Origin of the sequence: Streptacidiphilus sp. PB12-B1b, from assembly GCF_014084125.1 — a bacterium.
In the GTDB taxonomy this organism is placed as follows: Bacteria; Actinomycetota; Actinomycetes; order Streptomycetales; family Streptomycetaceae; genus Streptacidiphilus.
In genome coordinates this window covers 1,146,219-1,158,616 of sequence record NZ_CP048405.1, presented here as the reverse complement: position 1 = coordinate 1,158,616, position 12,398 = coordinate 1,146,219, and the positions used below count along the sequence as shown (strand labels likewise).

Annotated in this window: 12 protein-coding genes; 7 read left to right on the top strand and 5 right to left on the bottom strand. The window is 74.4% G+C overall.

Features of this window, described 5'->3' with window-relative positions; translation table 11 throughout:
- Positions 1–73: 73 nt before the first annotated feature.
- Positions 74–907, top strand: a complete 834-nt coding sequence (fdhD, locus tag GXW83_RS05375) for a formate dehydrogenase accessory sulfurtransferase FdhD (protein WP_182441755.1) — start codon at positions 74–76, stop codon at positions 905–907.
- Positions 908–965: 58 nt separating this feature from the next.
- Here fdhD and GXW83_RS05370 read toward each other — a convergent pair whose 3' ends face one another.
- The 3 genes from GXW83_RS05370 to GXW83_RS05360 all read right to left on the bottom strand — a co-directional run bounded on the left by GXW83_RS05370 (position 966) and on the right by GXW83_RS05360 (position 5,159).
- Complete coding sequence (locus GXW83_RS05370; protein ID WP_370466561.1) at positions 966–2,711, bottom strand: GGDEF domain-containing protein; 1,746 nt, start codon at positions 2,709–2,711, stop codon at positions 966–968.
- 141 nt (positions 2,712–2,852) lie between these two features.
- Entirely contained in the window at positions 2,853–3,962 is a 1,110-nt protein-coding gene (locus GXW83_RS05365) for an adenylate/guanylate cyclase domain-containing protein (RefSeq protein WP_370466862.1), read from the bottom strand.
- Between the two features lie 246 nt (positions 3,963–4,208).
- The gene (locus GXW83_RS05360; RefSeq protein WP_182441753.1) at positions 4,209–5,159 is read right to left on the bottom strand and encodes a biotin--[acetyl-CoA-carboxylase] ligase; all 951 of its coding nucleotides are present in this window, start codon (positions 5,157–5,159) and stop codon (positions 4,209–4,211) included.
- A gap of 148 nt (positions 5,160–5,307) precedes the next feature.
- Here GXW83_RS05360 and GXW83_RS05355 point away from each other — a divergent pair, with 148 nt between their 5' ends.
- The 5 genes from GXW83_RS05355 to GXW83_RS05340 all read left to right on the top strand — a co-directional run bounded on the left by GXW83_RS05355 (position 5,308) and on the right by GXW83_RS05340 (position 9,013).
- The gene (locus GXW83_RS05355; RefSeq protein ID WP_182441752.1) at positions 5,308–6,903 is read left to right on the top strand and encodes an acyl-CoA carboxylase subunit beta; all 1,596 of its coding nucleotides are present in this window, start codon (positions 5,308–5,310) and stop codon (positions 6,901–6,903) included.
- Between the two features lie 67 nt (positions 6,904–6,970).
- Positions 6,971–7,177 (top strand): acyl-CoA carboxylase subunit epsilon, encoded by a 207-nt coding sequence (locus GXW83_RS05350; RefSeq protein ID WP_182441751.1) that lies wholly within the window; start codon positions 6,971–6,973, stop codon positions 7,175–7,177.
- Between the two features lie 100 nt (positions 7,178–7,277).
- Positions 7,278–7,412, top strand: coding sequence for a morphogenic membrane protein MmpB (mmpB, locus tag GXW83_RS34785; RefSeq protein ID WP_255431284.1), 135 nt, complete (start codon positions 7,278–7,280; stop codon positions 7,410–7,412).
- A 100-nt stretch (positions 7,413–7,512) separates the two neighbouring features.
- On the top strand, positions 7,513–8,133 hold the full coding sequence (locus GXW83_RS05345) for a nucleoside triphosphate pyrophosphatase (protein WP_182441750.1): 621 nt from the start codon (positions 7,513–7,515) through the stop codon (positions 8,131–8,133).
- 118 nt (positions 8,134–8,251) lie between these two features.
- The gene (locus tag GXW83_RS05340) at positions 8,252–9,013 is read left to right on the top strand and encodes a hypothetical protein (protein ID WP_182441749.1); all 762 of its coding nucleotides are present in this window, start codon (positions 8,252–8,254) and stop codon (positions 9,011–9,013) included.
- On the opposite strand, the gene GXW83_RS05335 is transcribed toward GXW83_RS05340, so the two are convergent.
- Positions 8,940–9,353, bottom strand: a complete 414-nt coding sequence (locus GXW83_RS05335; RefSeq protein WP_225446768.1) for a hypothetical protein — start codon at positions 9,351–9,353, stop codon at positions 8,940–8,942. The two genes, GXW83_RS05340 and GXW83_RS05335, sit on opposite strands and share 74 nt — an antisense overlap.
- Before the next feature lie 215 nt (positions 9,354–9,568).
- Between GXW83_RS05335 and GXW83_RS05330 the strand changes: the two genes are divergently transcribed.
- A complete protein-coding gene (locus GXW83_RS05330) occupies positions 9,569–11,335 on the top strand; it encodes a biotin carboxylase N-terminal domain-containing protein (RefSeq protein WP_182441747.1) in 1,767 nt (588 codons plus the stop codon).
- A gap of 110 nt (positions 11,336–11,445) precedes the next feature.
- Here the strand turns inward: GXW83_RS05330 and GXW83_RS05325 are convergent, their stop codons facing one another.
- Positions 11,446–12,387 (bottom strand): DeoR/GlpR family DNA-binding transcription regulator, encoded by a 942-nt coding sequence (locus GXW83_RS05325; RefSeq protein ID WP_255431349.1) that lies wholly within the window; start codon positions 12,385–12,387, stop codon positions 11,446–11,448.
- Positions 12,388–12,398: the final 11 nt, after the last annotated feature.

Below are 12,398 nucleotides of genomic sequence, written 5' to 3'. Positions count from 1 at the left end.
ACCACCGTACGGGCGTACGAACGCGTAGGGTCGAGCTGCCGCCGTACCAGACCCACCTTTTGCAGGAGCACCCATGGCCCGGGCGACCGAACGCCGCCGTACCGTCCGCCTCCAGGACGGGCAGCGCAGCGTCCGCCCGGACAGCCTGGCCGCCGAGGAGCCGCTGGAGATCCGGATCAACGGGACCGCGCTCACCGTCAGCATGCGCACCCCCGGGGACGACTTCGACCTGGTCGCCGGGTTCCTGGTGGCCGAGGGCATGGTCGCAGGCCCGGACGGGCTGGCCGGGCTGCGCTACTGCGCGGGCGCCACCGACGAGGGCGTCAACACCTACAACGTCATCGACGCCGCGCTGCGCCACCGCGCCGCCGCGCCCGCCACCCTGCACCGCAACCTGCTGACCTCCAGCGCCTGCGGCATCTGCGGCCGGGAGACGATCGAGGCGATCCGCACCAAGGTCCCGTACGACCTGGCGGCGGACGGGCTGCGGATCGACCCGGACACCCTCTACGGGCTGCCGGACGCGCTGCGGGCCGCGCAGAAGATGTTCGACTCCACCGGCGGGCTGCACGCGGCCGGGCTGTTCACCGCGGGCGGCGAGCTGCTGTGCCTGCGCGAGGACGTGGGCCGGCACAACGCCGTGGACAAGGTGGTCGGCTGGGCGCTGCGCGAGGGGCGGCTGCCGCTGCGCGGCCATGTGCTGATGGTCAGCGGGCGGGCGTCGTTCGAGCTGACCCAGAAGGCCGCGATGGCGGGCATCCCGATGCTGGCCGCCGTCTCCGCGCCGTCCTCGCTGGCGGTGGACCTGGCCGAGGAGCTCGGCCTGACCCTGGTCGGCTTCCTGCGCAACCGCAGCGCCAACGTCTACACCGGCGCGGAGCGGATCAGCGCTCCGGACGGCGACTGACCGGTCACGGCGCCCGGGCCGGTCACGGCGCCCGGGCCATTCAAGGCGGTCGGGCCGGTCACGGCGGGGAGGCCGGGCCGGAGAGGGCGATGGCGACCACGGCGCGCAGGGTGGGCCCGAGCGCCGAGAGCGGCAGGGTGGAGTCGTCCGCGAACAGCTCCAGCAGCCAGCCCCCGGCGGCGTTGCTGCCGCCCGCCGCCAGCACCGCCCGGTAGCCGCCGACCAGCAGCACCGCCTCCTCGGCCGGGTCGTTGCCGGGCACCCCGGTGCGCAGGCTGAAGGCGTTGCCGCGCACGGCCCGGGCGGTGAGCGGGTAGGAGCGCAGGTCGAAGACGGCGTCCGGGGCCTCGTTCATGGCGCGCTGGGCCTGCGCCCGGATGCTGCCGGGGCCGCGGGTCATCCGCCGGACGCCGTAGTGGACGGTGCGCATCAGGTCGGAGCCGGGCGGCACGTAGGAGATCCACCAGGCCACCGCATCCAGCATGCGGGAGGTGGTCTCGGCGACCAGCTCCAGCCGTCCGACGGTGTCGGCCGGGTGCACCTGGCGGATCGGCTGCTCCTCGTCGAGAGCGCCGAACACCGCCGAGAGCAGCTGTCCCGGGTCGGCGCTGTGCCGGGCGCCGCGGAAGCGCCGCCGCTCGTTGCGGCGGCCCCCGCGCGGGCCGCCGTTCTCGGCCAGCCGCACGGTGGCGTCCGGCAGCCCTCCGCGCCCCGCCACCACCGGGTGCGCGGCCTGCCCGGACTTGGCCCGGTACTGGGCCGCGTCGGCGAGCCGGAACAGCCGGTCGGCGGTGGTCACCGGGCCGATCGGGTCGCCGGTGGAGGCAACGCCGCAGGCCACCCCCTCGCCCATGTCCAGGGTGAGCGCCTGGGCGCACACCTCCTCGGCCACCCGCACCACCTCGTCCGCCGAGGCGCCCTCCGCCACCAGGCAGAACTCGTCCCCGCCGAGCCGCCCGGCGACGCTGCCGGAGAGCATGGCGCCGCACATCGAGAGCTGGTGGGCGAAACGTTCCAGCAGACGGTCGCCCACCTCGTGGCCCTGCTCGTCGTTGACCCGTTTGAGGCCGTTGACGTCGCAGACCACCAGCGAGACCACGGTGCCGTCGCGGCGGTGCGCCTCCAGCGCGGCGTCCAGCCGGGCGTCCACGGCCCGGCGGTTGGCCAGCCCGGTGAGCGGGTCGGTGAAGGCCAGCCGGCGCACCTCCTCCAGCTCCTCGCTCTGCGCCAGCCCGGCCGAGATCTGGGCGGCGAGCACGGTGGCGAAGGCCGCCTCCTCGTCGGTGAACGGCGAGCGGCCCAGCGTCCGGGCGAGGTACAGCTCGCCCCAGGCCCGCCCGCGCAGCAGCACCGGGGCGACCAGGCAGCTGCCGCGCCCGCGCCGGCGCAGCGAGGCCGCCCGCGCCCTGCAGGCCGGGCCGTTGCCGGGGGCGTCGTCCTCGGCCGTCTGCCGCCAGGCCCGGGGCAGGCCGTCGTCGGACCAGGGCTCGCCGAGGCCCCGCTGCTCCAGGAACCTGGCGATCTCCGGGTAGTCCGCCAGCTGGTACGCCTCGTCCTCCGGCAGCTCCACCTCGCCCGGGGCGAGCAGACCGTTGTTGACCAGGACCCGCAGCCGCCCGCTCTCGCGCTCCCAGACCGAGACCGCGGCCATGTCGGCGTCCAGCGACAGCCGTGCCCGCACCGCCGCCGCCTGCACGGCCTCGCCGCGGGTCTCCGCCTTGGACATCGCCTGCGCCAGGCCGACCACCGCCCGCAGCCTGGCGTCGGAGTCGACCGCCGGCTCGCTCCCGACCTGCACGCCCATTGCCGCCTCTCCGCAGACCGACCTCGGACCCACTCCGGACCCGCCTCGGGCCGACCGCGCGGGGCAGACCGCCCCGCGAATCCTCAGCCTAGGGATATTCCGGACAAAAGGATCGCTCCCGGGGACATGTCCGGGCCGGTGTCAGCCCCGGAACCCCTCGGACGCCTCAGACCGGCGGCGCAGCAGCCAGGGCTCGACCAGGCCCAGGCCGCGCACCGGCCGGCGCCACATCGGCTGCAGCTGGAAGCGGTACGGCAGCGCGTCCTCGTCCACCTCGGCCGGGCGGTCCTGCGGATCGATGCCGACCGAGGCCACCGCCGCCAGCGCGTCGGCCGCGCCCGGCGGCAGCCCCAGCGCTCCCCCGGCCCCGGCCGGGGCCACCACCGACTCGCGCTCCAGCGCCGCCGCCATCTCGCCGTCCACCAGCACGGCGTCCTTGGGCGCGATCGAGGTCAGCCGGCTGGCGAGGTTCACCGTGGTGCCGAAGACATCGCCCATCCGGGTCGTGACCGCGCCGAAGGCCATGCCCACCCGCAGCGCCGGCATGGAGTCGTCCTTGCCCAGCGTCTCCACCAGGGCCAGGCCGATGTCGGCGGCGGTCGCCGCCTCGTCCGCCACGTAGAGGATCTCGTCGCCGAGGGTCTTCACCAGCCGCCCGCCGCGCCCGGCGACCAGGTCGGCGCAGGTGATCTCGAAGTTCTCGACCAGCTCGCCGAGCTCCTCGTCCTCCAGCCGGCGCGACAGCCGGGTGAAGCCGACCAGGTCGGCGAAGCCCACCGCGAGCCGGCCGCTCTGCATGTCGACGTCCTCGGCGGCCTGGACGACCCGCCCGGTCACCGCCGCCAGCTGCCGCCGCCAGACGTACACCAGGAACTGCTCCAGCTCCGGCAGCAGCAGCTCGACCAGCGGGTACGCCACCTCGGCCCGGGTCAGCCCGGGCTCGGAGGCGGCGGTGAGGTGCTCCAGGAAGGTGTCGATCTGCCACTCCGCGAGCCGGGCCGTGGTCTGCCCGGTGGAGCGGGCCACCTGGATCGCCATGGTCTCGCTCAGCAGCCCCGCCTCGACCAGCCCGGCCAGCCGGCGCAGGGCGATCACGTCGGCGTCGGTCAGCGCCCGCGACTGGCCGATGTCGGCGAAGCCCATGGCCCGCCAGAAGCGGGAGGCCAGCTCCATCGACACGCCCGCCTGCCGGGCCGCCTGGAAGGGGGTGTACTGGCGGCCGGAGTCCAGAATCAGCTGCTCCAGCTGCATCGGCACCGAGTCCGGGCCGTCAGCGACCGGGGGCACCGGGGCCTGGGCCGGGGCCGGGGCCTGCTCCGGGCCGGACGGCCGGTCCGGCTCCGCGGGCGGCGCCTCGTCCCCCTCCGGCAGCGCATCGGCATCCCACTGCCCGGCCGCCCGATCCTCGTCGCCCACCAGTCCATCCTCGCGTCCATGCATCACAGCACTCGGCTGCTGTGTCCTTGCTCACACCGCCGCCCGAATCCTCGCACGGATTCATCCTTCCAGGGGCTTCGCCCCCGGGCGTACGTGCACGACATCGCCCGCTCCGACCGGCCGCTCCTCGCCGGACGCGGTCCGGACCACCAGCCGGCCGACCCCGTCCACGTCCACCGCCTCGCCCAGCAGCTCCCGCCCGCCCGGCAGTTCGACCCGCACCCGGCGGCCCAGGGTGGCGCACTGCGCCGCGTAGGCCCGGCGCAGCCCGCTGGCCTCCGGATCGCCGCCGGCCGAGCGCCACTCCTCGTACAGCTCGGCGAAGGTGCGCAGCAGCGACCGCAGCAGCGTCTCCCGGTCGGTGACGGCGGCCCCGGCCAGGGCCAGCGAGGCGGCGGCGGGCACCGGCAGCTCCCGGGCGCGCAGCGTGACGTTCAGCCCGATGCCCACCACCACTGCGTCGGCGTCCCCGCCGCTGCCCGCCAGCTCGGCCAGGATGCCGCCGGTCTTGCGCTCCTCGCCGTCCACGGTCACCAGCAGGTCGTTGGGCCATTTGAGCCGCAGCTCGATCCCGGCGGTCTGCCCGAGCGCCGCCCCGGCCGCCACCCCGACCAGCAGCGGCAGCCAGCCCCAGTGCTCGCGCGGCACCCCGCCGGCCCAGGCCACGCCGCCGGCCGCCTCGCCCGGGACTCCGTCGCTGTCCGCATCCGGCAGGTCCGGGGCGTCGCCGTCCACGCCGGGGCGCAGCAGCAGCGAGAGGAACAGCCCCGACCGGGCCGGGGCGCTCCAGCTCCGGTCGAGCCGCCCGCGCCCGGCCGTCTGCTCCTCGGCGACCAGCACCGCGCCGCCCGGCGCACCGGCCCTGGCCTGCGCCATCAGGTCGCTGTTGGTCGAGCCGGTGGCGTCCACCACTCGTACGGATGTCCAGAGGCCACCGGGCCGTACCAGGGCTCGTTCCAACGCGGCGGCGCGCAGCGGCGGCCGCTCCAGGTCGCTCCAGGGAGAAGTCACTACCCCAGCCTATGACGCCGGTCACTTGGCGTATCCGACACGCTGCTGTCATGGCTACGCTACTGAGCAGAAACCTCACCCGTTGCTGCTGCCGGGAATCCCTCCTCCCCGGCCGCACCACCCCCTCCTGACGGGAGTCGCGCCGGTCATGTCCCAAGCCGAGATCGCCAACGAGGGCGCAGCGAGCCACACCACCGCCGGGAAGATCGCCGAGCTGCAGCGCCGGCTGGACGAGGCAGCGCACTCCGGCTCCGCGCGCGCGGTGGAGAAGCAGCACGCCAAGGGCAAGCTGACCGCCCGCGAGCGGGTCGCGCAGCTGCTCGACGAGGGCTCCTTCGTGGAGTTCGACGAGTTCGCCCGCCACCGCTCCACCAACTTCGGCCAGGAGCAGACCCGTCCCTACGGCGACGGCGTCGTCACCGGCTACGGCACCGTCGACGGCCGCCAGGTCGCGGTCTTCGCGCAGGACTTCACCGTCTTCGGCGGCTCGCTCGGCGAGGTCTTCGGCGAGAAGATCGTCAAGGTGATGGACTTCGCGCTGAAGACCGGCTGTCCGATGATCGGCATCAACGACTCGGGCGGCGCCCGGATCCAGGAGGGCGTCGCCTCGCTCGGCCTGTACGGCGAGATCTTCCGCCGAAACGTTCTGGCGTCCGGGGTGATCCCGCAGATCTCGCTGGTCATGGGCCCCTGCGCGGGCGGCGCGGTGTACTCCCCGGCGATCACCGACTTCGTCGTGATGGCCGACCGGACCTCGCACATGTTCATCACCGGCCCGGACGTCATCAAGACCGTCACCGGCGAGGACGTCGGCATGGAGGAGCTGGGCGGGGCGCGCACCCACAACTCGCGCTCCGGCAACGCGCACCACCTGGCCTCGGACGAGAAGGAGGCCATCGACTACGTCAAGGCGCTCCTCTCCTACCTGCCCTCCAACAACCTGGAGGAGCCCCCGGCCTACCCCGAGGAGGCCGACCTCGGCGTCACCGCGCTCGACCTGGAGCTGGACTCGATCGTCCCGGACTCCGCCAACCAGCCCTACGACATGCACACGGTCATCGCGCACGTCCTGGACGAGGGCGAGTTCCTGGAGACCCAGTCGCTGTTCGCGCCCAACATGATCACCGGCTTCGGCCGGGTCGAGGGCCACGCCGTGGGCATCGTCGCCAACCAGCCGATGCAGTTCGCCGGCTGCCTGGACATCGACGCCTCGGAGAAGGCCGCGCGCTTCGTGCGCACCTGCGACGCCTTCAACGTCCCGGTGCTGACCTTCGTCGACGTACCCGGCTTCCTGCCCGGCACCGGCCAGGAGTGGAACGGCATCATCCGCCGCGGCGCCAAGCTGATCTACGCCTACGCCGAGGCCACCGTGCCGCTGATCACCGTGATCACCCGCAAGGCGTACGGCGGCGCGTACGACGTCATGGGCTCCAAGCACCTGGGCGCGGACCTCAACCTGGCCTGGCCGACCGCGCAGATCGCGGTGATGGGCGCGCAGGGCGCGGTCAACATCCTGCACCGGGCCACCCTGGCGGCCGCCGAGGATCCGGACGCCAAGCGCGCCGAGCTGATGGAGGCGTACGAGGACACCCTGCTGAACCCGTACATCGCGGCCGAACGCGGGTATGTGGATGCTGTGGTGATGCCGTCCGAGACGCGTCGGCACATCGTCCGGGGACTGCGGGCGCTGCGCAACAAGCGCGAGGTGCTGCCGCCCAAGAAGCACGGCAACATCCCGCTCTAGCCGGGCCCCGCACCCGTCCCTCAGCACCGGCCTCCAGCACCGGCCCCCTCAGAGGAGGAGAGCGCAGATGGCACCGATCAGGGTCCTGCACGGTCAGCCCAGCCCGGAGGAGCTCGCCGCCGTCCTGGCAGTGGTCTCCGCCCGGGCGGCGGCATCGGCCGCCCGGTCCGAGGACGCCGCCCCGGCGTCGCTCTGGTCCGACCGCGCCCGCGCGATGAACCGCCCCCCGCGCCCCGGCGCGCACGCCTGGCGCACCTCCGCCTGGGCGCACTGACACCCGCCGCCGACACCGCCGTCCCGGGGCCGGGCCGGATCCGTGAACTGAGTACGCGTACTCAGGCGCGGGACCGGCCCGCAGGAGCACGCTGGAAGGCATGCTGTGGTCCGACCCCGTGGACGACGCCGCTCAGGAGCGGAACCGCGTGAACGCGCTGCTGCGCCGTCTCGGCGCGCTGGTCGCGGTCTTCGCGGTGCTGCTGCTCGTCCTGGTGACGGCCTGGCCCCGGTGACGGGCGCCCGTGGCGACAGCCGGGGGGGTGACGGCGGGATGACGGCCGGGGTGACGGCCCGGCGCGGGCGGCGCCGCTGCGGGCCTCTACGCTGGTCGCCATGGATCAAGCAGCCGCCCCCGCCCTCGTCCTCGCCTCCGCCTCCCCCGCGCGCCTGGGGCTGCTGCGGCAGGCCGGGCTCGACCCGCGGGTGATCGTCAGCGGGGTGGACGAGAGCGCGCTGACCGCGCCCACCCCGGCCGAGCTGGCGCTGCGGCTGGCCGAGGCCAAGGCCGCCGCCGTCGCCGCCACCCTGGACGGCCCGCAGGGCCCGGAGGCCGCCCTGGTCATCGGCTGCGACTCGGTGCTGGAGCTGGACGGCCAAGCGCTGGGCAAGCCCGCCGACGAGGCCGAGGCGCTGCGCCGCTGGCAGGCGATGCGCGGGCGCAGCGGGGTGCTGCAGACCGGCCACTGCGTGATCGACACCCGCAGCGGCCGTCGGGTCTCGGCGACCGCCTCCACCACCGTCCGCTTCGGCACCCCGAGCGACGCCGAGGTCGCCGCCTACATCGCCACCGGCGAGCCGCTGCACGTGGCCGGGGCGTTCACCCTGGACGGTCGCTCGGCGCCGTTCGTGGACGGAATCGACGGCGACCCGGGCAATGTCATCGGGCTGTCGCTGCCGCTGCTGCGGTCGCTGCTGGCCGAGTTGGGCGTCGGCATCACCGACCTGTGGGCCTGAGCCCGGGCCCCGCCGGGCCCCCGGCCGGAGCCGCCCCGGGCCGTAGTCACGGGAACGCTGACGGACTGTCCGACCCGGCCGCTAACGTGTCCCCCGGATCACCTGGGGAGGGGGGCACGTGGACGGCAGTGTGCTCAACATCGTTCTGGGCGTGGTGTCGAGCGCGGTGAGCGCCGCGCTGGCGTGGGTGGTGCAGGCGTCCCTGCGCCGCCGCAGCCTGGAGCGCAAGCGGGCGTTCTTCGGCATGCGGGCCGGCACCGAGTGCCTGATCGTCGCGCCGCGCAAGGCGGGCACCACCGCCGAGGACCGGGTCATCGCCCAGCGGGACGTCTACGCGATGATGGAACTGGCCGCACTGGTCCGCGAGTGCGGCGCGGAGGCGGAGATCATCGGGGCCAACGAGGTCCGTCAGGGGGTGGGCGGCCGGGCCGAGTTCAGCATAGGCGGGCCGTCCGCGAACGAGCGGACGGCGGCGCACCTGCGCTGGCGGCTGCCGGGCGTCGTGTTCCGGGGCGACTGGGAGGCCGGCATCAACGAACTGGTCATCGGCGACCGCGTCTACGCCCGGGAGAAGGGCGTGGTGGAGTACGTCCTGCTGGCCCGGATCACCGGCGGCGAGGGCGAGCGCCCGACGTTCCTCGTCTGCGGCCAGACGGCCAACTCCAACCTCGCGGCGGTGCGCGTGCTCGCGCGCCGCTACCGCGAGCTGATCCGCGCCCACGGGCCGCACGGGACCTTCGCGCTGATGCTGCGCGTGATCCAGCCCGGCTCCTACGGCGCGGACGTGGTGGAGTTCGTCGGGGACGTCACGGCACAGGCGTCGGCGCCGCGTCCGGTGCCAGGAGCTGCCCCGGGCCAGGAGCCGGCTGATGCGGCGTGAACAGCAGCAGCACCAGCAGCGTCAGGGTCACGGCCAGCACCGCGAACGCCGACACGCCGGACAGCGCCAGCAGCCCGGCCGCGAGCACCCCGTGGAGCACCGCACAGACAATCAGCAGAATCCTTGTGGGCCGCCCCATCGACCGGCCGCGCAGAGCCGTGCGCGCGACCGCCGCGGCGGTCACCAGCAGGAAGACCGCCAGCGCCCCCAGTCCGACCCATGCCCCGACGGCCATGGCCCGGGGCGCCAGGCCCCCGAAGGACATGTTCTGCCTTGTCACCGCATCACCGAGGACCGCGCCGACCAGGCCCGAGGCCAATGCCTCCAGCACCAGCAGCACGACCGCCGCACCCGCCGTCCACCTCCGCATGAGCGCACCTTACTGATTGGTAATCACGTACGGAAGGGGCGGGGCGAACCCCTCGTCCCGACAGCCCGGCGTACCGTTGGGCGGAAGGAATCACCCTCCGTGTGGGCAAGCTCACCACGGGAACCGACTCGGCAGCGGCCCCGCGGAGTCCATAAACTCATCCACGGTTCAAGAAGGGAGCCATTGTGCGCAAGGTGCTCATCGCCAACCGCGGAGAAATCGCAGTCCGCGTAGCCCGGGCCTGCCGAGACGCAGGTATCGCCAGCGTCGCCGTGTACGCCGAGCCGGACCGGGACGCGCTGCACGTCCGCGCGGCCGACGAGGCCTTCGCCCTCGGTGGCGACACCCCGGCCACCAGTTACCTGGACTTCGCCAAGGTACTGAAGGCCGCAGCCGACTCCGGCGCGGACTCGATCCACCCCGGCTACGGATTCCTGTCCGAGAACGCCGAGTTCGCCCAGGCCGTGCTCGACGCCGGCCTGATCTGGATCGGCCCGCCGCCGCAGGCCATCCGCGACCTCGGCGACAAGGTCGCGGCCCGTCACATCGCCCAGCGCGCGGGCGCGCCGCTGGTGGCCGGCACCCCCGACCCGGTCTCCGGGCCGGACGAGGTGGTGGCCTTCGCCCGCGAGCACGGCCTGCCGATCGCCATCAAGGCGGCCTTCGGCGGCGGCGGGCGCGGCCTCAAGGTCGCCCGCACCCTCGAAGAGGTGCCGGAGCTGTACGACTCGGCGGTCCGTGAGGCCGTCGCCGCCTTCGGCCGGGGCGAGTGCTTCGTCGAGCGCTACCTCGACCGGCCGCGCCACGTCGAGACGCAGTGCCTGGCCGACACCCACGGCAACGTCGTGGTGGTCTCCACCCGCGACTGCTCGCTCCAGCGCCGGCACCAGAAGCTGGTCGAGGAGGCCCCGGCGCCGTTCCTGACCGAGGTCCAGAACGCCGAGCTGTACGCGGCCTCCAAGGCCATCCTGCGCGAGGCGGGCTATGTCGGCGCCGGCACCTGCGAGTTCCTGGTCGCCGTCGACGGCACCATCTCCTTCCTGGAGGTGAACACCCGGCTCCAGGTCGAGCACCCGGTCACCGAGGAGGTCACCGGGCTGGACCTGGTCCGCGAGCAGTTCCGGATCGCCGACGGCGAGGAGCTCGGCTACGGCGACCCCGAGCTGCGGGGTCACTCCTTCGAGTTCCGCATCAACGGCGAGGACCCGGGCCGAGGCTTCCTGCCCGCCCCGGGCACGGTGACCGCGTTCGCGGCGCCGACCGGCCCGGGCGTCCGGCTGGACTCCGGCGTCGAGGCCGGCTCGGTGATCGGCCCGGCCTGGGACTCGCTGCTGGCCAAGCTGATCATCACCGGCGCCACCCGCAAGCAGGCGCTGCAGCGGGCCTCCCGGGCACTGGCCGAGTTCCAGGTCGAGGGCATGGCCACGGCCCTCCCGTTCCACCGCGCGGTCGTCACCGACCCGGCGTTCGCCCCGGAACTGCAGGACAGCGACGAGCCGTTCACGATCTACACCCGGTGGATCGAGACCGACTTCGACAACACCATCCCGCCGTTCGCCCCGAGCGGCGCGGAGGCCGAGGAGCCCGACGCCCGGGAGACCGTGGTGGTCGAGGTCGGCGGCAAGCGCATCGAGGTGTCGCTGCCGTCCGGCCTGGGCGCGGTGGCCTCGGCGAAGCCCGCCGCCGCCAAGTCCAAGCGCCGGGCGGTGAGCGGCAAGTCCGGCTCTGCGGCGTCCGGCGACAGCCTGGCGTCGCCGATGCAGGGCACCATCGTCAAGGTCGCGGTCGAGGAGGGCCAGACCGTCGCCGAGGGCGAACTGGTCGTCGTCCTGGAGGCGATGAAGATGGAGCAGCCGCTGAACGCGCACAAGGCGGGCACCGTCGTCGGCCTGAGCGCGGCCATCGGCGCGACCGTCACCAGCGGCGCGGTGATCTGCGAGATCAAGGACTGACGCAGGCCCGCCCCGCGGCCCGCACCCCGGCTGCCCCCTGCCCGCCGTCACCGCGGGCAGGGGGCAGCCGCCGTCCGGGCCCGGCGATGGCGGGAGGGGGCAGCCGGGGGCTAGGCGGTGCCGGTGCGGCCGCGCAGCACCGGGGCGGCGACGGGTGACCGCCGCTGCGCCGGGAACGGGCCGCGCAGGGGCGCTCCGCCCACCGGGGCACCCGGCCCGCCGGGGCCGCCCGCGGGCCCGGCCGGGCCGGAGGGCCCGGCCACCGACGGCAGCACCACCATCGGGACGGCCCCCGGGCTGCCCTGGACGGCCGGGGCGACGCACACCTGGACGCCCCGGTCCGCCAGCGCGTCCAGCTCCCGTACGGCGGGCTCCGAGGCCGTCGCGGCCTCGTTGGTCACCAGGTAGGCGATGCCGTCGGTGCCGACCGTCTGGAACATGGTGTCGCTGCCGAGCTTGGCGTGGTCGGCCAGGACCACGACCTCGGCGGCGGCGGCCACCAGGGCCCGGTCCACGCTGGCGGAGAGCATGTTGGTGGTGGACAGGCCGCGCTCGGCGGTCAGCCCGCTGCCGGAGACGAAGGCCCGGGACACCCGCAGCCCCTGCAGGGACTGCTCGGCCCCGCTGCCCACCAGGGCGTAGTTGGAGCCGCGCAGGGTGCCGCCGGTCATCACCACCTCCACCCGGTTGGCGTGCGCCAGCACCTGGGCGACGAGCAGCGAGTTGGTGACCACGGTCAGGCCGGGCACCCTGGCCAGCCGCCTGGCCAGCTCCTGCGTGGTCGTGCCCGCCCCGACGACGATGGCGTCGCCCTCGGCGACCATCGACGCGGCGAGGTCCGCGATCGCGCTCTTCTCGGCGGCGGCGAGATGGGTCTTCTGCGGGTATCCGGGCTCCCGTGAGAGACCGCCGGGGAGCACCGCGCCCCCGTGCCGGCGGTCGAGGAGGCCCTCGGCCTCCAAAGCGCGTACGTCACGGCGCACGGTCACTTCGGAGGTCTGGACGACTCGTGCGAGCTCCCGGAGCGATACCGCTCCGTTGGCGCGCACCATTTCGAGGATCA

What these genes read in the sequence shown, in the direction of transcription:
- GXW83_RS05365 (WP_370466862.1), bottom strand. Translation starts at nt 3,962, where the DNA reads ATGCAGCTGGAGCAGCTGATTCTGGACTCCGGCCGCCAGTACACCCCC.
- GXW83_RS05350 (WP_182441751.1), top strand. Translation starts at nt 6,971, where the DNA reads ATGGCACCGATCAGGGTCCTGCACGGTCAGCCCAGCCCGGAGGAGCTC.
- GXW83_RS05345 (WP_182441750.1), top strand. Translation starts at nt 7,513, where the DNA reads ATGGATCAAGCAGCCGCCCCCGCCCTCGTCCTCGCCTCCGCCTCCCCC.
- mmpB (WP_255431284.1), top strand. Translation starts at nt 7,278, where the DNA reads ATGCTGTGGTCCGACCCCGTGGACGACGCCGCTCAGGAGCGGAACCGC.
- GXW83_RS05325 (WP_255431349.1), bottom strand. Translation starts at nt 12,387, where the DNA reads ATGGTGCGCGCCAACGGAGCGGTATCGCTCCGGGAGCTCGCACGAGTC.
- GXW83_RS05355 (WP_182441752.1), top strand. Translation starts at nt 5,308, where the DNA reads ATGTCCCAAGCCGAGATCGCCAACGAGGGCGCAGCGAGCCACACCACC.
- fdhD (WP_182441755.1), top strand. Translation starts at nt 74, where the DNA reads ATGGCCCGGGCGACCGAACGCCGCCGTACCGTCCGCCTCCAGGACGGG.
- GXW83_RS05370 (WP_370466561.1), bottom strand. Translation starts at nt 2,711, where the DNA reads ATGGGCGTGCAGGTCGGGAGCGAGCCGGCGGTCGACTCCGACGCCAGG.